This window comes from Jatrophihabitans sp., from assembly GCA_036399055.1.
Classification (GTDB): domain Bacteria; phylum Actinomycetota; class Actinomycetes; order Mycobacteriales; family Jatrophihabitantaceae; genus Jatrophihabitans_A.
Window position 1 is genome coordinate 117,641 of the sequence record DASWNX010000017.1, and the last position, 19,262, is coordinate 136,902.

Consider the following 19,262-nt stretch of genomic DNA (forward strand, 5'->3'; position numbering starts at 1 on the left):
CCTATAAGGACTCGTCGCCGTCAGACACCTTGTACGTCACGTACACAATCGTCAGAACAACCGTTCCTGCAATCCACGACCTATGCCTTGACCAGCGCTGTGATTAAACCAAATGCGAACGCTACCACGCCAAGAATTGTAAGAGTGGCGATCACGGTTCGGTAGGACGGTGCCGAACGAGCTTGCCTTGAGGATGCCGCCAGCATGTCTAATCCACTATAGCCAGCCGCAACAAGAGCGCGTTGGAGCAGGGCGAGAGCGGGCTCCGCGGCCTGCACAAGTTCACGTGTACGCGCATCCAGCCGATTGAATGCCAAGCTCACGATGACCCCCGTCGCACTGACAACTCCGGCTAACGGCCAACGATCCGCGACGGCAGCGCTGGCGTAGCCCGCTGTTAAAAATGCTGCCGCGACCAAGTAATGATTCAGCGCCTGCATCCGCTGATTAGCATGCTGTGAAAACCACGACCAAACATGGTTAAGGGCCACAGAAAATAGCGCATCATTGACACTTGATACCTGCCCACTGGGGATACCGCGGTTTAGTTGCGTTGTGTCAGACAGGGCAGGAGCCGGTGCCGGTTCCGGAGGAACGCTCATCTACTGCCTTTCAGGAATGTGTGCCGCGTCGGATAGTCACGGCGCATACCACGGCTGTCGCGGTCACACAATGTCTACCGATTCGACTATACGGATAAGCAAGTCTGGATCCTTACTAACTCGTTGTGTGTGCTTGTAAGGGCGCGCTTCGCTGCCCAGTGTGGTCAACGAATGCGCTGGTCGACTATAAGCCGGTTAGCACCCCGACCCGGGCGCCACACCCCGACCGGGGCGCCACACCCCGGCGATATAGCCGTTGACCAGCAGCGTCGGCAGCACGTCTCTGTTCTGCCGGATCACCAGCCGGCGGTAGTCCGGCGAAATGATCCGGCTGCGGTCGGCGTAGGCGAGCAGGACACTGTCCCACCTGGCCATCAACCTCCGCGGGCACGAGACCGCGGAGGAGGGAAAAAACCCGCCGGGTACGTCGAAGAACTCGGCCCGCCCGGCCCGGACAACCGCTCTAGCTCCCCGTCCAGCGCGGTCAGGGCGTCCCGGACGGTCGCCCGGGGCGACCCTCGTAGTAGCGGCATGGCGTCAACCGGCTGGCAGGCCGACCGGCCGACGGGAGCGGGCCACCCCCGACGGTGACGACCCGGCATACCCACTGAGCTCAGAGGAGCGGCAGCGTCACCAGACCAGGCCGCGCAAGGTCTCGGTGTCGGCGACGTGCAGGTTGCGGATGTTGTGGATGCGACCGTTGGCGAACTCGTCGGCGCCGCTCTCGTTGAGCAGGTAGGTCCGCCCGTTGAAGCCCACAAGCTCCTGGATCATCGCCACCGACTGGAAGCAGCGGTAGGGGACGGTCGTGAAGTCCGCGCCAGCCGGGTAGCCGCGACGGATGACATAGACGTTGCCGCGGTAGTCACGGCCGAGCGACGTCGAGAAGATCCAGGTGTTGCTGAGGGCGAGAAGTCCCTGCGCCTTCATGGGGATCTGGATCGGGCCGTAGGCCTGGTCTCGGACGAGGTTGCCGTCGCTCATGATCTGGTAGCGGAGCATGTGGCCCCGAGCGATCGGGTTGTGGTAACCGCCGTAGAGGTAGCCGCCGTCGATGTCGAAGAAGCTCACAGAACTCACCGTGTTGGTCGCGGCGCCCCAATCGAGCTCGCGCGTCGAGCTGTCGGTGAAGGCCTGCCGGATGCGCGACACCGGGTAGCGCAGGATGCGGCTGTTGTCGTGCTGGACGTAGACCCAGCCGTTGTGAACCTTGACGCCACCGGCGTGCGAGCCGATGGGCAGGCGCGCATAACCCCGCACCGTGCCACTGGTCGTCATCCCGTAGAGAAGGGATCGGTTGTCGTTCTCGTTCTCGTGGTGCATGCCGACGAGAAAGAGGTCCTCGGTGCTCGACCCGCCGGCCCAGTTCTCCCAGACACCGAGACCCTGCGGGACGAAGTCGGTGAGGTAGCTGGCAGCGGGCGTGCTCGTGTTGAACAGATTGGCATACGTCTGGCTGATCGCCGCGCCGCCGAACTCGGTGCTCGACTGGTCGGTGCTGCACTCGGCCGCCGCCTCGGCGCGACTGGTGATCCCGGACTCCGGCGAGGCCACGAGCGTGGCGCCGGTCAACGCCAGGGCGCCGGCGACCCCCGCGGCGAGCCCGCGCCGCAGGCGCAGGGTGATAGTCGTGGTCGTAGTCATGGTGGTGCGTCCGCCCCGGCCGCACCCTGCGACCCCTGGCTGCAACCTAGTGCCTTCAGCGGCGTCCCCAGCCCTGATCGAAGGGGTTTCGCCGATTCGTCCCCGCGCCGCGACCGGCGTCGTGCTGGCGAGCCTCGCCGCGGTCGATAGCATCGGCGGATGAGCGTTCGGAGCCCGGCCGCGCCGACCCGCGCCGGGCGGCGCATGCATGGGCCGCAGGGACCGTCGCAGGTCATCATCCTGTCCTTCGCCGCGGCCGCGGCGGTCGGCACCGCGCTGCTCGCGCTGCCCGTGTCGACGACCGGACCCGGGCGCGCCAGCTTCTTCGAGGCCCTGTTCACCGCCACCTCGGCGGTGTGCCTGACCGGGCACCTGATCGTCAACACCGCGACGCACTGGAGCCTGTTCGGCCACGTGGTGATCCTCGCCCTGATCACGATCGGCGGCTTCGGGATCATGACGCTGGCCTCGCTGCTGGGCGTGCTGGTGTCCCGGCGGATGGGGCTGCGCACCCGCATCACGGCGGCCGCCGAGACCCGCAGCATCGGCATCGGAGACGTCCGCAGGGTGCTCGCCAGCGTCGTCCTCATCACCCTGGCGTTCGAGGCGGTGACCTCCCTCGCCCTGAGCGCGCGGTTCTACTTCGGCTATGACGAGCCGGCCGACCGGGCGCTCTGGCTCGGGCTGTTCCATGGTGTGTCGGCCTTCAACAACGCCGGCTTCGCCCTGTTCGACGACAACTTGATGGGCTTCGTCGACGACGCCTGGATCTGCCTGCCGATCGCCCTGGCCTCGATCGCCGGCGGCCTCGGCTTTCCGGTGCTGCTGCAGCTGCGCAGAGAGATCACCCGCCCGCGCCTGTGGACGCTCAACACCCGGCTGGTGCTGGCCACCACTGCCGCGCTGCTGGTCAGCGGCACGGTTTTCGTCACCGCGATGGAGTGGAACAACGACGACACTCTGGGCAAGCTGAGCCCCGGCGGCCGGCTGCTGGCCGGGTTCTTCCTGTCGACGATGACCCGCACCGCCGGTTTCAACACCGTCGATATCGGCGCGCTCGACCCGGCGACCTGGTTAGGCATGGACGTGCTGATGTTCATCGGCGGCGGCCCGGCGGGCACCGCCGGTGGCCTGAAGGTCACCACCTTCGCGGTGCTGTTCTTCATCATCTACACCGAGCTGCGCGGCGACGGCGCGGTCAACGCCCTGGGCAAGCGGCTGCCGCGCTCGGTGCACCGCCAGGCGATCACCGTCGCCCTGGTCTCGGTCGCGGTCGTGGTGACCGCGACCCTGGCGCTGCTGATCCTGACCGAATTCACCCTCGACCAGGTCCTGTTCGAGGTCATGTCGGCGTTCACCACAGCGGGCATGAGCACCGGGATCACCCCCGACCTGCCGCGCGCCGGGCAGCTGATCCTGGTGCTGCTGATGTTCTTGGGTAGGGTCGGACCGGTCATCCTCGCGTCCGGACTGGCTCTGCGGCACACGACCCGGCTGTACGAACTCCCGAAGGAGCGACCCATCATTGGCTAGGTCCGCATGGCTCGGCAAGTCCGCCACCGGCTCCCGGCTGGCCGCGGCCGACTCGGTCGTGGTCATCGGCCTCGGCCGGTTCGGCACGGCCCTCGCCGTGGAGCTGATGGCCGCCGGCACCGAGGTGCTGGGAATCGACGACGACGAGGACATCGTCCAGTCACTCAACGGCCAGCTGACCCAGGTGGTGCGCGCGGACTCCACCAAGGAGGAGGCGCTGCGCCAGCTGGGCGTGCACGAGTTCGACCGCGCGGTGCTGGGCATCGGCACCGACATCGAGGCGAGCATCCTGACCGGGTCGCTGCTGGTCAACTTTCATGTGCCCCACGTGTGGGCGAAGGCGATCAGCGAGCCGCACGGGCGCATCCTCGAGCAGATCGGCATCGGGCACGTGGTGTACCCCGAGCACGACATGGGCCGCCGGGTCGCCCACCTGGTGCGCGGGGCGATGCTGGACTACATCCAGTTCGAGGACGACTACGCGATGGTCAAGACGGTGGCGCCGGCCGAGCTGGTCGGAAAGCGCCTGGGTGACACCGGCGTGCGCAGCCGCCACGGCATCACCGTCGTGGCCGTGCACCGCAAGGGCGCCGGCTTCACCTACGCCACCCCCGACACCGTTCTGGAAGCGGGCGACACCGTGATCGTCTCAGGCCGGACCGCGGCCGCCGAGCGGTTCGCCCAACTGCGCTAGCGGACCCGCGTCCACTCACGGACGGTCGAGCACCGCGCGCAGGTAGGGAGCCGTGCGGCTGGCCTGGCTGCCGGCGACCTCGGCCGGGGCGCCGCTCGCGACCACCCGGCCACCGGAGTCACCACCGCCCGGCCCGAGATCGAGAACGTGGTCGGCCGCGGCCACGACATCCATGTCGTGCTCGATGACGACCACTGTGTTGCGCGCGTCGACCAGTGCGTGCAGCAGCCGCATCAGCCGGTCCACATCGGCCGGATGCAGGCCGGTGGTGGGCTCGTCCAGGACGAACAGGGTGTGGCCGCGCCGCGCTCGCTGCAGCTCGGTGGCCAGTTTGATCCGCTGTGCCTCGCCGCCGGAAAGCTCGGTCGCCGGCTGGCCGAGGCTCAGGTAGCCCAGGCCCACCTCGCCGAGGGTGGCCAGGCTGCGAGCGACGGCCGGCACGTCGGCGAAGAAGTCGGTGGCCGCGTCCACGGTCAGCGCCAGGACGTCGGCGATGGACTTGCCGCGGTAGCGCACCTGAAGTGTCTCGGGGTTGTACCGCGCGCCGTGGCAGACCGGGCACGGTGAATAGGCGCCGGGCAGGAACAGCAGCTCGACGGCGACGAATCCCTCACCCTGGCAGTTCGGGCAGCGACCACCCTCGACGTTGAAGGAGAACCGGCCCACCGAGTAGCCGCGGCGGCGTGCCTCCTCGGTGGCCGCGAACAGCTTGCGGACCCCGTCGAACAGGCCGGTGTAGGTGGCCAGGTTCGACCGCGGCGTGCGCCCGATCGGCTTCTGATCCACCTCGACCAGCCGGTCTATCGCATCCAGGCCGCTGAGCCGGCCGATGCTGGCGGCGGGGGCGGGAGCGCCGTCGCACTCCTCGCCGTCGGCAGTCGCGGCGTCCCTGGCCGCGTCCCTGTCCGCGTCCTTGGTCACGGCGTCCCTGGTCACGCCGAGGTGATCTCGGACGGCGGCGGCCAGCACCGCGGTGACCAGAGTCGTCTTGCCCGAGCCGGACACTCCGGTGACGGCGGTGAACACCCCGAGCGGCACGTCCACATCGATCCCATCGAGGTTGTGGTGGCGCACCCCACGCAGCTCGATGGACCCGGTGGGCGTGCGCTGATGACTCCTCGCCTTGGGTGGGTTCGCGAGGTAGCGTCCCGTCGCCGAGTCCGCGACCCCTGCCAGCCCGGCCGGCGGCCCGCTGTAGAGCACCCGGCCGCCGTGGGCGCCCGCGCCCGGGCCGACGTCGACCAGCCAGTCGGCGTGTCTGATCACGTCCGGCTCGTGCTCTACGACGAGCAGCGAGTTGCCCGCCTCGCGCAGCCGATCGAGCACGGTCAGCAGGTCCTTGGTGTCGGCCGGATGCATCCCCGCCGACGGCTCGTCCAGGACATAGACGACGCCGAACAGGCTCGACCGCAACACCGTCGCCAGCCGGAGCCGCTGCAGCTCACCGGAGGACAGGGTCGGAGTGGTGCGGTTCATCGCGAGGTAGCCGAGTCCGAGCCCGGTCAGCGCGTCGATGCGGGCGCGCAGATCTGCCACGATGCCGCGCGCGACGTCGCTGCCCGGCGCCGCGGCCAGCCGGACCGCGAGCGCGGTGAGCGGCAACCCGGTCAGCTCGGCGATGCTCGCGCCGTCGACCGTGACGGCCAGCGCCTCGGGTCGCAGCCCGGCGCCGCCGCAGACCGGGCAAGGGCAGATCTCCACGTGCTGCAACGCTTTGCGGCGCAGCGTCGCGCTCTGCGAGGTGGCCAGGGTGTGCAGCACGTAGCGCCGGGCGCTGGAGTAGGTGCCTTGATACGGCCGTTGGATCCGGTGCGCCTCCCGCTCGGCGTGGACGGTGACGACGGGCTGGGAATCGGTGAACAGGATCCAGTCTCGGTCGGCCTGCGCAAGCTCGCGCCAGGGCCGGTCGACGTCATAGCCCAGGGTGGCGAGGATGTCGCGGTAGTTCTTGCCCTGCCACGCCCCCGGCCAGGCAGCGACGGCCTTGTCCCGGATGGACAGACCGTCATCGGGCACCAGCGAGGCCTCGGTGACCTCGTGCACCCGTCCCAGGCCGTGGCAGTGCGGGCAGGCGCCGGCCGGGGTGTTGGAGGAGAAGGCGTCGGAGTCAAGGCGCCCCGCGCCCGGCGGATACTGCCCGGCCCGGGAGAAGAGCATCCGCAACGAGTTGGACAGCGTGGTGACGGTGCCGACCGTGGACCGCGACTGCGGTGTGCCGCGGGCCTGCTGCAGCGCGACCGCCGGCGGCAACCCGGTGATCTCGCCGACGTCGGGAACGGCGAGCTGGTCGATCAGCCTGCGCGCGTACGGGGCGACCGATTCCAGGTAGCGGGCCTGGGCCTCGGCGTAGACCGTGCCGAATGCCAGCGACGACTTGCCCGAGCCTGACACTCCGGTCACCACGACCAACGCCTCGCGCGGCATGTCGACGTCGACGTCGCGCAGGTTGTGCACCCGCGCGCCACGCACGCGAATCATCGCGCTGTCAGGCAGGGGCATCTGCCGATCTTCCCAGGTGGTGAGCCTCAGGCTCGGACGAGGCTGTGCACGTCCACCGAGACCGACTCGCGCACCGGCACTCCGCTCAAGATCTCGACGACGTAGCGGGCGGTCAGCACGCCGAACAGCATCGACGTGTACACCAACTGCGGCACGCTGTAATCGGGGTTGCCGCTGTTGGCCCGGACGTCGGCACGCAGGTCCTCGGGCACCACGTCGGCCGGGATGATGCGCCTCAACAGGTCCCACACCGTCTCCGCGCCCAGGTCCTGCGCGGTCACGATGCCGTCCAGCGGCTTGAGCCCGAGGCGGTAGTCATAGAACCGGATGTACTGGGTGCCGGACATGTCATAACCGGAGATCACCGGCCGGCCCTGCGCCGCCGCCGCCTCATGGAGGGCGATCTTGGCCTGCCACCCTCCGGACGTGGTCACGTCCACGCCGTCGACGACCACGTCGCATTCGGCGACGAGACGCTCGACATTGTCGGGCTGCACGCCGGCAGTCTCGACGTGTGCCTGCGCGTGCGGGTTGATCCGGCCAATGCGCTCGGCCGCGACCACCGCCTTGTTCCTGCCGATGTCGGCGTAGTCGGCATCCTGGCGGTTGAGGTTGTTCAACTCATACTCACCCGGCTCGGCGAGCAGGAACTGCTGGACCCCCAACCGCACCAGCGGTTCGACCGCCGCGCCACCGGTCGAACCGCACCCTGCGATCAGGACGGTGGCCTGCCTCAAGGCCTGCTGCGCCTGCTCGGAGATCAGGCCTCGATTGCGCTCGGTGAACGACTGGTAGAACGTGTCCGTCTCGGTGGTGACCGTCATAGGGTGATCCTTGTCAGTTGGCCGTCGACGTGTCTCATCAGCATTTGGAACGCGGCCACCGGGCCGACGTCGGTGACCGCGGCCGAGAACCGGGCGACCATGTCCTCCAGCTCGGCAGGGTCGGGCACCTGCGCCACGAACGGCTTGACGACCTGCCGCTGGGTGTAGAGCGGGAACATGAGCTCGTCAGCCGGCAGGGACGGGGCGGTGCCCTCGAAGACGGTGGTCTGCCTCATGATCCTCTGGATGCGCCGGATGGCGATGCCTTCTTCTCCGTCACCGACCAGCGCCCGGATCCGCGGGAGGTTTCCAGACAACGCCGTGTACAGGCCCAGGACCGCCTCAAGCGTGATGCGCACCCGCTGCCGGCCATCGTGCTCCGCGGTCGTGCTCGGCTGCACCAGGCGCTTGATCTCCCAGACATTGCTGCTGTCGATGTCGTCGGGATGGTCGAAGTGGTCGAACAGATTGACCCGGTGGGCCACTTCGCAGGGAAACAGCGAGCGCTGCGAACCTGCCATCGGCATCGGCCGAGGGTCCTCGGAGCCCAGCAGCGACAGGTAGCGCACGATCACGCCGCTGTGCTCATCGAGGACCAGCAGGTGGATCTCCTCCCTGCCGGAGTCGCTGGGCTCGGTGAGCAGCGCGCGAGCGAAGGCCAGCTCAGAGCTGGCGAAACGCAGCCGGAGGTACTGGGCCAGCCGGAACGCGTGGATGGCGAGCAGGAACCGCTCGGGGATGCCGCTGCCCCGGGCAGCCAGGACCAGCAGGCCTTCGGGCCGCCGGGTGAGATACAGCAGGCTGTCAGAGCTGATCGCGCTCTCGATGCCCCTGACGTAGACGTTGTCATGCAAGCTGATCAGCTCGCTGACATAGCGGCTTCGCTGGTGCGTCGGTGTGAGCGTCTGGTTCATGATGCGGTCAACGGACAGACGCGCCGTTAGACGCGGTGGCCGTAGAGCGCGCCGGTGATCGCGATGGCCAGCACCTCGGGTGTGCCCTCGTAGATTCGCGCGCCGAAGGACTCCCGCACGAACTTCTCGACGCCGTACTCACGGCAGTAGCCACGCGCGCCCATCAGCGACATGGCCTCTTCGGTGACCTCGATGGCGATGCGGTCGGCGAAGAGCTTGGCCACCGCGGGCCCGTACGTCGGCGAGGGCAGCATGTTGTTCGCCTGGTAGGCGGCCTGCAGGTAGAGCAGCCGGGAGGCGTCGATCTTGGCTGACATCTCGGCGATCTTGCGGGCGCTGAACTGGTGCTGGTACAGCGGGCGGCCACCCTGGATACGCTCGCCGCACCACTGCTTGGCGATGTCGAAGGCGCCGCGGGCGACGCCGGTGGAGATGGCAGCCACCGTGGCCCGGGCCTGATTCGACTGCGCGGTGAGGAAGTTCCAGCCCTTGCCCTCACCGAAGACGACATTGGTGGCCGGCACCCGCACGTTCTCGAACACGAGGGTGGTGCCAAGGCACGCGCGGTAACCCATCTTGTCCGCGACGGCTTCTCGGGTCACTCCCTCGAGGTCGAGGTCGACGATGAAGGCGGTAAGGCCATCGGCCACCGGCTGACCCTCGATATTGGCGAAGACGTTGCACCAGCGCGCCACGTGCCCGTTGGTGATGAAGCGCTTTATCCCGTTGATGACGTAGTGATCGCCATCGCGGCGCGCTGTCGTCACGTCAGTGGCGAATTCGGCGTTGTCGGGAATCAGCAGGTCGCAGCCCGCGACGTCTTCGGTGATCGCGTTGCAGGACAGCAGCGCCTGATCGCCCAGGAAGGGTGGCAGGTAGCGCGCCTGCAGCGCGGGGTCACCGGACAGCAGCACGGCGGTCTGCCCCAGCAGCGAGGCCCCGAAGATCAGAGCCGTGCTGGCGCACACGCTCGCCAGCTCCTCCATCGCCACCGCGACGCCGAGCACCCCGACGCCGCGCCCGCCGATCTCCTTGGGCATGGTCAGGCGCAACAGGCCCAGTTCGTGGCCGGCCTGCACGACCTCCCAGTCGAACTCGTCGGCGGGGGCGAGGTCGTTGGCCAGCACCCGCGGCTTGACCACCTTCTGAGCGAAGTCGCGGACCTCCTCCCGCAGGGCCTGCACGTCAGGGGGAAGCGTGAACATCGACGGCATCGAAGCCTCGCTGAGCACGGCATAGTCTGAGAGAGTCGGGGGGTTGGAGATCATCGTGCTGGTCACGGAACGGCCCTTCGAGAGTGTGGACAGGTACCCGGTTGGATCGGCGGCGCTAGCTCGGGTGGGTGCGGTTGCCGCGGCCAGCTGGCTAGCGGCCGTTCGACGGCGCGAGGCGGGCGTAGTGCTCGCCGATGGAGGGCAGCAGCTCGGCGAACTGCCTGATCCGTGACACCGGGCCCTTCACCCGCAACCGTCGATCCATCGCCGCTGCCGTGATCGTGGTGCGGCCGGACCACAGCGCGTCGGCGGTGTCGGTGTCGAGCTCGAATCGCAGCGTGGGCGGGTAGGGTGGTTTTCCCAGCTTCGCGCCCTGGGCGTCGACGAAGAGCTCAACCGTCGGGTCGTGCTGCACGAAGTGCAGCGACAGCTCGCGTTCGCTGAGCTTGGCAGCCGACTCCTGATCTTCCAACACCGCCGAGAACACATCGCGTAGCAGGGCGCCGGCTTGCTCGCCCGAGTCGTACACAGCCATTGTTCAACCTCTCATCACAGGTGCGGTTGCCGACAACGCCTCTTCTGAATGCGCTGCCGTCGATATCAGCTCCGCGGCGCGCTCGGCGAGCATCACCGTCGGCGCCTGGGTGTGCCCCCTTGGAATCCTCGGCATCACGCTGGCGTCCACCACCCGCAGACCGCTGACGCCGCGCACTCGGAACTCCAGGTCCACCACCGCATCGGCGTCGGCGCCCATCCGGCACGTTCCGACCGGGTGAAACAGGGTCTGGGCGTGCGCGCGGGTGAACGAGGAGATCGACTCGCTCGACTGCTCGAGCGCGCCGGGCAGGAAGGGTCGCGACACCCACGGCGCCAGGGCGGGCTGGCCGAGCACGTTCTGTGCCAGCCGGACGCCGGCGGTCAGGGTCTGGACATCCTCGCCCGCGGCGTCAGTGAGATAGCCGGCGTCGATGACAGGGTGCGCTGACGGGTCGGCCGAGGCAAGGCTGATCGTGCCGCGGCTGGCGGGCTGCAGCAGGACGACGCCGATGGTCAGGCCGTGCTCGGCCGGCCCTGAGGCCTCGGCCAGATCGGCCACGACCATCCAGAGCAGTTCGATGTCCGGCCCTTCCAGGCCGGCCTCTGTGTGCAGGAAGGCCAGTGCCTCGGCGAGGTTGGAGCTCAACGGGCCCCGACGGCCCCGGAGGTAGGCGGCCGTGTTGGCAGCCTGCTCACCCACTCCCGGCGAGACCGGCGCCTTGGCCGCCATGGACAGCGGCACGTACAGGTGGTCGGCGAGGTTGGCCCCCACCTCGCGGTGTGCGGCCTGCACGGCTATGCCATGCCGGTTCAACGCCTCGGGCGAGCCGATCCCGGACAGCATGAGCAGTTGGGGACTGCAGATCGCGCCTGCGGCCAGGATGACCTCACGACTGGCCGACACCACCTCCAGGCCGGTCGCGGTCTGGACCTCGACGCCGGTCGCCCGCCCAGCCTCGACGACGACACGGCGAACCTGCGCGCCGGTCATCACCGTCAGGTTCTCCCGCTGCAGGGCCGGACGGAGGTAGGCGTCCGCGGCGCTCCAACGGCGACCGTGGTTCTGGGTGACGCGCACCGGGCCATGACCGGTCGGCTCGCTCACCTCCGACCTTCCCAGCGCCGGATGCCCCGCCTGGGCACAGGCCTGCAGGAACGCGGCGGTGGCCGGGTTCAGCTCGCGCAGGTCCTCGACGCGGACCGGCCCCGAGGCGCCGAAGTCGCCGGGGCCGTTCTCGCAGATGCGATTCTCCGCTTTGAGGAAGAAGGGCAGCACGTCGGCGAAGCTCCAGCCGGCGCACCCGGCGGCCGCCCAGCCGTCATAGTCGGCGCGGTGACCCCTCGTCCAGATCTGGGCGTTGATGGACGACGAGCCGCCCAGGGTGCGTCCTCGGGGCCAGCGGACGCTGCGACCGGCGAGACCGGCTTGGGCCGTGGTCGAGAAGTCCCAGTCCAGGGAGGTGCCGAAGGCCTTGGGATAGGCGGCCGGGATGCTGATCGCGGCGCTGCGGTCGGTCTGGCCCGCCTCGACGAGGATGACCCGGCTGCCGCCGTCGGCGCTGAGCCGATCGGCCAGGACGCACCCGGCCGACCCCGCGCCGATGACGACGTACTCGGCTTCCTCGACGGCCATCTAGGGCCTGGCGCCGGCGCTGGCGGCGAGAGCTCTGACAATCTCTGACGCCAGAACGGCTTGCCCCATCATCGAAAAGTGGATCCCGTCCGCGCTCATCAGGTCCGGCGCGTGCCTGATCGGGTGATCCCACATCTCGACAAGCGTGGCCTTGTGCTTGCCGGCCAGCGCTCTGATCCGGTCGTTGAGGTCTGCGATCCGCTCGCCGAACGGCGCCAGTTGCGGCGACTTGTCGAACACGTTGGTCACCGTGAACAGCAGCAGGTGCGCACCGCCCTCGGTGAGGCGCTGGCACGCGGCATCCAGGCTGTCCTGGACGACGGCCAGGTCCCCCGAGCGCGAGAAGGCGTCGTTGGAGCCAGCTACGACCGTGACCAGGTCCGGTTGGAAGTCCAGCACCGGCTGCAGCTGGGTCCGCAGGATGTCAGCCGTCCGCAGGTTGGCTTGGCCGGTGTTGAGGTAGTCGACCTCGGAGCGAGAGAACCGCAGCGCCTGGACGACCCGCTCGGCCCAGGGCACGTCGGCGTAGCCGGCCGAGGGCCCGCCGACACCGGCCGCCATGCTGTCGCCCATGACGGCCCAGCGTCGCCATGGCGCGCCGCTGAGCAGCTCGCCGGCCTCGCGGGCTGACAGGCAGTGCGGGGCGGCGACCTCGTGCTCCAGGCCAACCGTCATCGTGCGGGTGTTCCGGGCGTGGTCAACAACCCGTCAGAGCTGTCCCCGTTGGAGCCGGCAGGGTCGGCCGGACTGCTTCCGATGCCGCGCACCACGAGGTCCTCGATGTCGGCGACCGTCACCACGTCAGCCCCGTCGTCCTGGGCGAGGCTGGTGAGGCCGAGGACGGATTCGATCTGAAGGGACAGCTCCACGATCGCCAGGGAGTCATAACCGAGGTCCTCCACCAGCCGGTCCGATGACGTCGCGACCCGCTTGCCTGCCGGAGACATGCTGCCAACGATCTCCAGCACTCGTGCGCGCACTTCTTCTGTGGTCAACATGTCATTCCTCTTCCTCAGTGCCGCGCAGGCCGGGTCAGTCGCGCAGGCCAGGTCAGTCGCGCAGGCCGGATCAGTTCTGTGCGATGCGGGCGGCGGCCCGGATGGGATGCGGGGAACCCCAGTTCTCCTCATAGCCGTCGATCGCCTTGACGATGGCCTGCCGCCAGGCGGTCAGGGCCGCGTCGGCCAGCTCCGGCATCCCGATCAGGCGCAGCTGCTTGACCAGTCTCTCCTCGGCTATGTCGACGTTCTGCTGCAACTGGGCAGCCCGGCTGACCAGGGCCATCCGGATCGCGGGCGAGGGGTTGTGCCGAGCCGGCCCGATCAGGACCCAGGCGGCCATGGCGATCGACTCGAAGTGGGCGTCCTTGATGACCTGGCCGTAGCCCTGGGCCACCCCGTCCTGCGCGGCCCTGAGCCCGAAGGAGACATGGCGGGACTCGTCGCGGGTGACGTTGGTCAGGCCTTCATCCAGCGCGCTCAGCTCAAGGCGGCGCGCGAGGAACCGGGTGGTGCGTAGCGCGGTCGCGGCCAGCACACCCTCGGTGATGAGGTGGTAGTACACCAGCGCCCGGTACCAGTCCTCAGGCGAGCTGCCGACCTCGCGCAGGCGGCCGGTCACGGCGGTGAGCGCGGGCGCGAACATCGAGGCGTAGTCCGCGGCGACATCGCTGTCGGCGTTGGCGCCCGCCTCGGCCTCGACGCCGCACACCTCTTGCAGGTACGTCTGGAAGAACCGCACATGCCGGGCCTCGTCGGCCAGCTGGGTGCAGAGGTAGATCCGGTCGTCCTCGGTCGGAGGATTGTCGATCAGCGTGCCCAGCGTGCGGGTGACGGTGACCTCGCCGATCTCGAGCTCGGCGAGGGCGTTGAGGGTCTGCTGCTTGACGAAGGGCCGCAGATCGTCCCACGTCGCACGGTCCCGGGCAGGGTCGACCACCGCGACCAGCCACTGCTGACGCTCCCACCGCCGGTAGAGGTCAGCCGAGGTGGCCAGCTTGGCCACCCGGGCGGCATCGGCGCCGACATCGGTGATGTCGGGCACGAAGCCCGGCTCGGTCTCAAGCACTTGACTCATGTCCGCTCACTCCTAGCAGTTGGGCGTCGGCGACCAGAGGGCGCTCGGTAGCGCAGAGTTGCCATGCTCAGGGGCGCCGCACCGGATTCCTGGGTGGCGCTCACACCTTGCTGACCTGGAACCGGCCGAGAACGAGGTAATCGATCTCGGTCTTGAGGAAGCACTCGATGGCGTCTGTCGGGGAGGAGACGATGGGCTCGCCTGCGACGTTGAACGAGGTGTTCAGCAGGCAGGGCACCCCCGACAGTTGCGTGAAAGCGGTGAGCAGGCCCGCGAGCAACGGATTCTGCTCAGCGGTGACGGTCTGCACCCGGGATGTGCCGTCCACATGGACCGCGCCAGGAATCGCCTCCTGCTGGTCGGCGGCGACGGGGAAGACGAAGGTCATGAAGGGCGAGGTCTCCTTCTTGCCCATCTGGAAGATCTTGGCCGCTTCGGACTCGAGGATGACCGGGGCGAAGGGACGGAAGGGCTCCCGATGCTTGACGCGGGTGTTGATGATGTCCTTGATGTCATCGAAGGACGGGTTGGCCAGGATGCTGCGGTTGCCCAGCGCGCGGGGCCCGTACTCGGTCCGGCCCTGGAACCAGCCGATGACGGTCTTCTCGCACAGCAGCTTGGCGACGCGGTCGGCGACGTCCTCGGGCTCGATCGCGACCCAGTGAAGGCGGTCCTGGTAGTCGCCGAGGGCGGCCAGCATCTGCTCGTCGGTGTACTCCGGGCCCAGGTAGGGCGTCGGGGCATTCTCGTTCCGGTGACCGGCCAGGCCGCTGGCGAACACCGCGGCGCCGATGGACACTCCCGGGTCGCTTGCGCCGAAGCTGACCTGCATGTCAGTGAAACCGGACTCTTCCAGCAGCTTGGTGTTGTTGACGCAGTTGAGGGCCAGTCCGCCCTCGAACACCAGGGTGGGCAGGTCGCTCTTGGCTTGCAACGCCTTGAGCTGGTGGGCGGTGACGACCTCGATCATCTCCTGAGCCGCCCTGGCGACCCGCGCGCGGAAATCGAGTTCCTCCCGATTGGCTTCGGTCGCCTGGAAGATCTCGTCGAACAGCGGGTAGTAGGCGGCATGCGGATTACGAGGGTCGTTGGCCAGCGCGAACGTGTACCCGCCGTCGGGCAACAGCGTGACAACGCGTTCGAGCAAGGGGTTGTTCGGCAGGGGCGGAGCGAAAGCTGAAAGGCCCATCACCTTGTACTCGTCGTTGTTCGGCATGAAACCGAGGTACCGGGTGATCTCACTGAACAGCAGGCCGAGCGAGTGGGTGGCACCGATGGTGCTCTCCTCGAACACTCGGATCTCACCGTCGCGGATCTCTCCCATCATCGAGGAGAACCGCTCGGCGCGGCCATCGCTGACCAGGAACGCGGTGTCCCGGCCGCCCTCGAAGTAATGCCCGCACATCAGGTGCGCGATGTGATGCGGCACCAGCATCAGCTTCTCGGCAGGCACCTCGTAGCCGGTCCGCTGCTTGAAGTCATTGAGGATCGCGGTCCTGCTGAAGACATTGGTGTACAACTCGCCGAAGCGTCGGAGCCGGTCGAGTTTCGCCTCGGGCCCGAGGCCGGAGGCGCTCAGGTCGGCGATGATGGAGTTGACCAGCGAGTCCGAGTAGTTCCAGGGGAATGCGAAGGCGTCGATCTCGTCGAAGGACAGGCCGGCGTAGTCCAGGCACCACTGAACGGCGTTGACCGGGAACTTCGCCGTCTTCTTCTCCCGGTTGAGCCGCTCCTCCTCGACCGCGGCCACCAGCCGGCCGTCGACGATCACGGCGGCGGCGGCATCGTGACCGAGGACGTTGTACCGGTCCACGCCAGTCGATCCGTACAGCCGGGCGAAGGTGTCCGCGGCATTCGTGTGGCCGTTATAGCCAAGGACGATCACATTGACTCCTCGGTTGGTGTGCGAGCCCCGTGCCCATCGAGCCCTGATCGTGGTGTCGGCGAGCACGCCTTATCGTGTGCGACCCGGCCCGGCTGCCGCCTGCTGCAAGCCATGGGTGAGCCTCACCTGACACTCGGTTGTCGGCCCCCGCCGGCTCGAACAGTATGAAAGTTAATTTTCTCTGTCAAGGGCATAGAATCGTTCAGTCGTATACAAATTCTATTCGCCGCGCTCCAACTTGGTGACTGCTTATTCAAATTTGAGCTGTTTGACAGGGATCTTGCGGTGTGAGAGCTTTACCGTCGGCCGGAGGCCTGGCTCGGCACCGCCGGGTTGCGCCCCGCCTGAGTGCCTGTGTACTGGTGGTGCGGGAGTTTTCAGTGGTGCGGAAGTTGCGAACCGCACGCCCGTAGCCTCCGCGCGAAGCTGAGCCGCGCTGGCCAGCGAAGGAGTCGGCTGCCATGTCAGAGCCCGTCGTCGGTAAAAAAGACCAGGTCGGGAAGAAGGTGGACCCCGGCTACGTCCTGTTCCTCTGCAGCGGCGCGACCTTCATGGCCTTTCTCGACCTGTCGGTCGTGAATATCGCCTTCCCGAGCATTCTCGAGCACTTCCCGGGCACCTCGATCGACACCCTCACCTGGATCATCAGCGGCTACGCGGTCATGTTCGCGGCCATGCTCACGCCCGCGGGCCGGTTGGCGGACACGTTCGGGCGCACCGAGATGTTCCTGGTCTCGTTGCTCGGATTCATCCTCGCCTCGCTCGCCTGCGGCGCCGCGCCGACCGTCGGCTGGTTGATCGGGGCCCGGTTCCTGCAGGGCGCGCTGGCGGCCGGAATGATTCCCGCCGCACTGGGGCTGATCCTGTCCACGACGCCACGCGAGCGCATTCCCAAGGCGATCGGAGCCTGGTCGGCAGCCGCCGGCTTCTCCGCGGTCATCGGTCCGGCTGTCGGCGGACTGCTCGTCGAGGCGTTCGGCTGGCGCTCGGTGTTCGTGATCAACGGCCCGATCGGCCTGGTCCTGCTGTTTCTGGCGTGGCGCGCGCTGCCCCGGCGACTGCCCACGCCAGGCGGCGCCAAGCTTCCCGACTGGATTGGCACCATCGCCTTGGCGCTGGGTATCGGCAGCGTGGTCACCGCGCTCACCGAAGGCGATCACTGGGGCTGGAGCGACGCCAAGACCATCGGCATGCTGGTGGCCGGACTGGTCCTGACCGCCGCGGCGTGGATGAAATCACGCAACCACGACGCGCCCGCGATCGACGTCTCCCTCTGGTCGAGCAAGAAGTACGCGATGTGCAACGTCGCCTCGGCGATCCTGGGCGCCTCGATGTTCGCCTGGCTGCTGGGCGCGCCGCTGTTCGCCTCCACCATCTGGCATTGGAGCATCCTGGAGTCGGCTGCGGCTCTGAGCATCGGCGCCGTCGCCTCGATGATCGGCTCCACGGTGGCCGGCAACATGAAGAAGCCCGGCATGCAGCGCTGGACCGCGGTGACCGGAATCCTGATGTTCGCGGCGAGCAACGCCATCTGGGCCTCGAGCCTGTACGGTTCCGAGCCGAATTTCTGGGTCGCCTGGGTGCCCTCGGGCCTGCTCGGCGGCGGCGGCCTCGGACTCGCGCTGACGGCGCTCTCCTCGGCGGCGGCCACCGCGGTTCCGCCGATGAAGTTCGCCGCTGGCGTCGGCATGAACCTCACCGCCAGGCAGGTCGGCGGAGCGCTGGGCACCGCGATGCTCGCGGCAGTCATGGCCTCGAACGCGGCGCCCGGCAGCATCGACGCCTTCCATGACGTCTACGCCGTGAGCCTGGTCATCGCCCTGCTGGCCGCCGTCGCCGCGCTCGGCGTGGTGGATCCCAAGCCGGTCTCGCAGCGGGACAGCGTCAGCACCTCCTCGACGGGCTGAGCCCGCCGAGGTAGACAGCGCCGAGGTAGGCAGGCCAGCCGGCAGCTAGCCGGCCAGAGCGCTGAACGCCTCGGACAGAGCGGCGCCGAGCCACTTCAGATCGGGGTCCTCGAGCACTACGGGGGGCGTCAACCGGACGACGGTGTCGGCCCCCAGCGACGAGGTGGGGATGACTCCAGCCCCCAGAAGTGCCCTGCTGAACGCGCCGGCGTGCTCGCCGCGAGTGAACTCGACGCCGATCAGCAGGCCTTGGGACCGGATCTCCTTGACGGTGGCCTCCGGCGCGGCGGTCGCGGCGCTGTCCACGAGCTCGCGCACCTGCGCGCCGAGCACGGCCGCGCGCGCCGGCACATCCTGCTCGCGCATCACCTGCAGGGTCGCCCGCGCCGCGACCATGCCGAGGGGGTAGCCGGAGAAAGTCGAGCTGTGCAGCCGTGGATTGCGCTCGAGCGGGCGGAACGCCTCGGCGGTGCACAGCACCGCGCTGACCGGGACGCAACCGCCTCCCAGCGCCTTGCCGACCAAGAACATGTCGGGCTGGCCGACACTGCCGTCCCACCCCCACCAGCTGCCCAGCCGGCCGAGCCCGGTCTGGATCTCATCCACGATGAGCAACGCGCCGTGGTCGGCGCAGCTTCTGGCCACCTCGCTCAGATAGCCCGGCGGCGGGATCCGCACCCCGCCCTCGCCCTGGACCGGCTCGATGATCACGCAGGCAGGCGGGCCTTCTGCCAGCAGAGCCGACAACGCCTCGACATCGCCGTAGCCCACTCGTTCCACGCCGGGCAGCAAGGGTTGAAAAGGCTGGCGAAAGGCCAGCCGATCGGTGGCGCTCAAGGCTCCGAGGGTCTTGCCGTGAAAGCCGCCCTTCATGGCGATCACTCGGCGACGGCCGTTGGCGCGGGCGATCTTGATCGCCGCCTCGACCGCTTCGGCGCCGGTGCAGGCGAAGTAGACCCGGTCCAAGCCGTCCGGCGCCACCGCGGTCAGATCGGCGGCCGCGTCAGCCAGTTCGGCGGAGATCAACGTGCGGGTGCCGACCGGATGCCGATCCAGTTGCCGGTGCAGAGCCGCGACCACCTCAGGCGGGCGGTGGCCGAGAAGGAAAACCCCGTAGCCGCCGCACTGCAGGTACTTGCGACCGGTGTCGTCCCAGACATAGGCGCCCTCGCCGTAGGCCTCCACCGGTAGCTGCAAAGACTCCGCGACTCGGGCGGCGCCCTCACCGAGGTGCTGCCGGTACCGCTGGAGCGTCTGAGCGCGGTCACTGACCGGCTGCATATCCTCTGACACGGCAATC

Annotated in this window: 16 protein-coding genes and 1 pseudogene; 3 read left to right on the forward strand and 14 right to left on the reverse strand. The window is 68.4% G+C overall.

Annotation, left to right across the window (positions count from 1 at the left end; translation table 11 throughout):
• Positions 1-80: 80 nt before the first annotated feature.
• The 3 genes and pseudogenes from VGB75_06230 to VGB75_06240 all read right to left on the reverse strand — a co-directional run bounded on the left by VGB75_06230 (position 81) and on the right by VGB75_06240 (position 2,246).
• Positions 81-602: a hypothetical protein gene (locus tag VGB75_06230; protein ID HEY0166624.1), complete on the reverse strand. Its 522-nt coding sequence runs from the start codon at positions 600-602 to the stop codon at positions 81-83.
• A gap of 195 nt (positions 603-797) precedes the next feature.
• Positions 798-1,052 (reverse strand): annotated as a pseudogene (locus VGB75_06235) (crosslink repair DNA glycosylase YcaQ family protein).
• 180 nt (positions 1,053-1,232) lie between these two features.
• Entirely contained in the window at positions 1,233-2,246 is a 1,014-nt protein-coding gene (locus VGB75_06240) for a hypothetical protein (protein HEY0166625.1), read from the reverse strand.
• 159 nt (positions 2,247-2,405) lie between these two features.
• On the opposite strand from VGB75_06240, the gene VGB75_06245 reads away from it, so the two are divergent.
• Together VGB75_06245 and VGB75_06250 are read left to right on the forward strand one after the other, a co-directional pair.
• Positions 2,406-3,779, forward strand: coding sequence for a potassium transporter TrkG (locus VGB75_06245; protein ID HEY0166626.1), 1,374 nt, complete (start codon positions 2,406-2,408; stop codon positions 3,777-3,779).
• Positions 3,772-4,473: a TrkA family potassium uptake protein gene (locus tag VGB75_06250; protein HEY0166627.1), complete on the forward strand. Its 702-nt coding sequence runs from the start codon at positions 3,772-3,774 to the stop codon at positions 4,471-4,473. Before VGB75_06245 ends, VGB75_06250 begins: the two co-directional genes overlap by 8 nt.
• 15 nt (positions 4,474-4,488) lie before the next feature.
• Here VGB75_06250 and VGB75_06255 read toward each other — a convergent pair whose 3' ends face one another.
• The 10 genes from VGB75_06255 to VGB75_06300 all read right to left on the reverse strand — a co-directional run bounded on the left by VGB75_06255 (position 4,489) and on the right by VGB75_06300 (position 16,055).
• Positions 4,489-6,972: an excinuclease ABC subunit UvrA gene (locus VGB75_06255; GenBank protein HEY0166628.1), complete on the reverse strand. Its 2,484-nt coding sequence runs from the start codon at positions 6,970-6,972 to the stop codon at positions 4,489-4,491.
• A 26-nt stretch (positions 6,973-6,998) separates the two neighbouring features.
• A complete protein-coding gene (locus tag VGB75_06260) occupies positions 6,999-7,796 on the reverse strand; it encodes a ThiF family adenylyltransferase (GenBank protein ID HEY0166629.1) in 798 nt (265 codons plus the stop codon).
• The gene (locus VGB75_06265; GenBank protein HEY0166630.1) at positions 7,793-8,710 is read right to left on the reverse strand and encodes a hypothetical protein; all 918 of its coding nucleotides are present in this window, start codon (positions 8,708-8,710) and stop codon (positions 7,793-7,795) included. Before VGB75_06265 ends, VGB75_06260 begins: the two co-directional genes overlap by 4 nt.
• A 26-nt stretch (positions 8,711-8,736) precedes the next feature.
• Positions 8,737-9,990, reverse strand: a complete 1,254-nt coding sequence (locus VGB75_06270; GenBank protein ID HEY0166631.1) for an acyl-CoA dehydrogenase family protein — start codon at positions 9,988-9,990, stop codon at positions 8,737-8,739.
• A gap of 85 nt (positions 9,991-10,075) precedes the next feature.
• A complete protein-coding gene (locus tag VGB75_06275) occupies positions 10,076-10,459 on the reverse strand; it encodes an SCP2 sterol-binding domain-containing protein (protein ID HEY0166632.1) in 384 nt (127 codons plus the stop codon).
• Between the two features lie 3 nt (positions 10,460-10,462).
• Positions 10,463-12,094 carry a GMC family oxidoreductase N-terminal domain-containing protein gene (locus tag VGB75_06280; GenBank protein ID HEY0166633.1) on the reverse strand — a complete coding sequence of 544 codons (1,632 nt, stop codon included), beginning with the start codon at positions 12,092-12,094 and terminating at the stop codon, positions 10,463-10,465.
• Positions 12,095-12,769 (reverse strand): SGNH/GDSL hydrolase family protein, encoded by a 675-nt coding sequence (locus VGB75_06285; protein ID HEY0166634.1) that lies wholly within the window; start codon positions 12,767-12,769, stop codon positions 12,095-12,097. It abuts the gene before it with no gap.
• Positions 12,766-13,092, reverse strand: a complete 327-nt coding sequence (locus VGB75_06290) for a hypothetical protein (GenBank protein HEY0166635.1) — start codon at positions 13,090-13,092, stop codon at positions 12,766-12,768. Before VGB75_06290 ends, VGB75_06285 begins: the two co-directional genes overlap by 4 nt.
• Before the next feature lie 70 nt (positions 13,093-13,162).
• Positions 13,163-14,170: a ribonucleotide-diphosphate reductase subunit beta gene (locus VGB75_06295; protein HEY0166636.1), complete on the reverse strand. Its 1,008-nt coding sequence runs from the start codon at positions 14,168-14,170 to the stop codon at positions 13,163-13,165.
• 100 nt (positions 14,171-14,270) lie between these two features.
• On the reverse strand, positions 14,271-16,055 hold the full coding sequence (locus VGB75_06300; GenBank protein ID HEY0166637.1) for a carbamoyltransferase C-terminal domain-containing protein: 1,785 nt from the start codon (positions 16,053-16,055) through the stop codon (positions 14,271-14,273).
• 461 nt (positions 16,056-16,516) lie between these two features.
• Between VGB75_06300 and VGB75_06305 the strand changes: the two genes are divergently transcribed.
• Positions 16,517-17,962 carry an MFS transporter gene (locus VGB75_06305; GenBank protein HEY0166638.1) on the forward strand — a complete coding sequence of 482 codons (1,446 nt, stop codon included), beginning with the start codon at positions 16,517-16,519 and terminating at the stop codon, positions 17,960-17,962.
• A gap of 45 nt (positions 17,963-18,007) precedes the next feature.
• Here VGB75_06305 and VGB75_06310 read toward each other — a convergent pair whose 3' ends face one another.
• On the reverse strand, positions 18,008-19,255 hold the full coding sequence (locus VGB75_06310) for an aminotransferase class III-fold pyridoxal phosphate-dependent enzyme (GenBank protein ID HEY0166639.1): 1,248 nt from the start codon (positions 19,253-19,255) through the stop codon (positions 18,008-18,010).
• Between the last annotated feature and the right edge of the window lie 7 nt (positions 19,256-19,262).

Bases quoted from the DNA above. Each gene is read 5' to 3' on its own strand.
- VGB75_06260 (HEY0166629.1), bottom strand. From the start codon at position 7,796: ATGACGGTCACCACCGAGACGGACACGTTCTACCAGTCGTTCACCGAG.
- VGB75_06280 (HEY0166633.1), bottom strand. From the start codon at position 12,094: ATGGCCGTCGAGGAAGCCGAGTACGTCGTCATCGGCGCGGGGTCGGCC.
- VGB75_06290 (HEY0166635.1), bottom strand. From the start codon at position 13,092: ATGTTGACCACAGAAGAAGTGCGCGCACGAGTGCTGGAGATCGTTGGC.
- VGB75_06240 (HEY0166625.1), bottom strand. From the start codon at position 2,246: ATGACTACGACCACGACTATCACCCTGCGCCTGCGGCGCGGGCTCGCC.
- VGB75_06230 (HEY0166624.1), bottom strand. From the start codon at position 602: ATGAGCGTTCCTCCGGAACCGGCACCGGCTCCTGCCCTGTCTGACACA.
- VGB75_06275 (HEY0166632.1), bottom strand. From the start codon at position 10,459: ATGGCTGTGTACGACTCGGGCGAGCAAGCCGGCGCCCTGCTACGCGAT.
- VGB75_06295 (HEY0166636.1), bottom strand. From the start codon at position 14,170: ATGAGTCAAGTGCTTGAGACCGAGCCGGGCTTCGTGCCCGACATCACC.
- VGB75_06265 (HEY0166630.1), bottom strand. From the start codon at position 8,710: ATGAACCAGACGCTCACACCGACGCACCAGCGAAGCCGCTATGTCAGC.
- VGB75_06245 (HEY0166626.1), top strand. From the start codon at position 2,406: ATGAGCGTTCGGAGCCCGGCCGCGCCGACCCGCGCCGGGCGGCGCATG.
- VGB75_06285 (HEY0166634.1), bottom strand. From the start codon at position 12,769: ATGACGGTTGGCCTGGAGCACGAGGTCGCCGCCCCGCACTGCCTGTCA.
- VGB75_06305 (HEY0166638.1), top strand. From the start codon at position 16,517: ATGTCAGAGCCCGTCGTCGGTAAAAAAGACCAGGTCGGGAAGAAGGTG.
- VGB75_06255 (HEY0166628.1), bottom strand. From the start codon at position 6,972: ATGCCCCTGCCTGACAGCGCGATGATTCGCGTGCGTGGCGCGCGGGTG.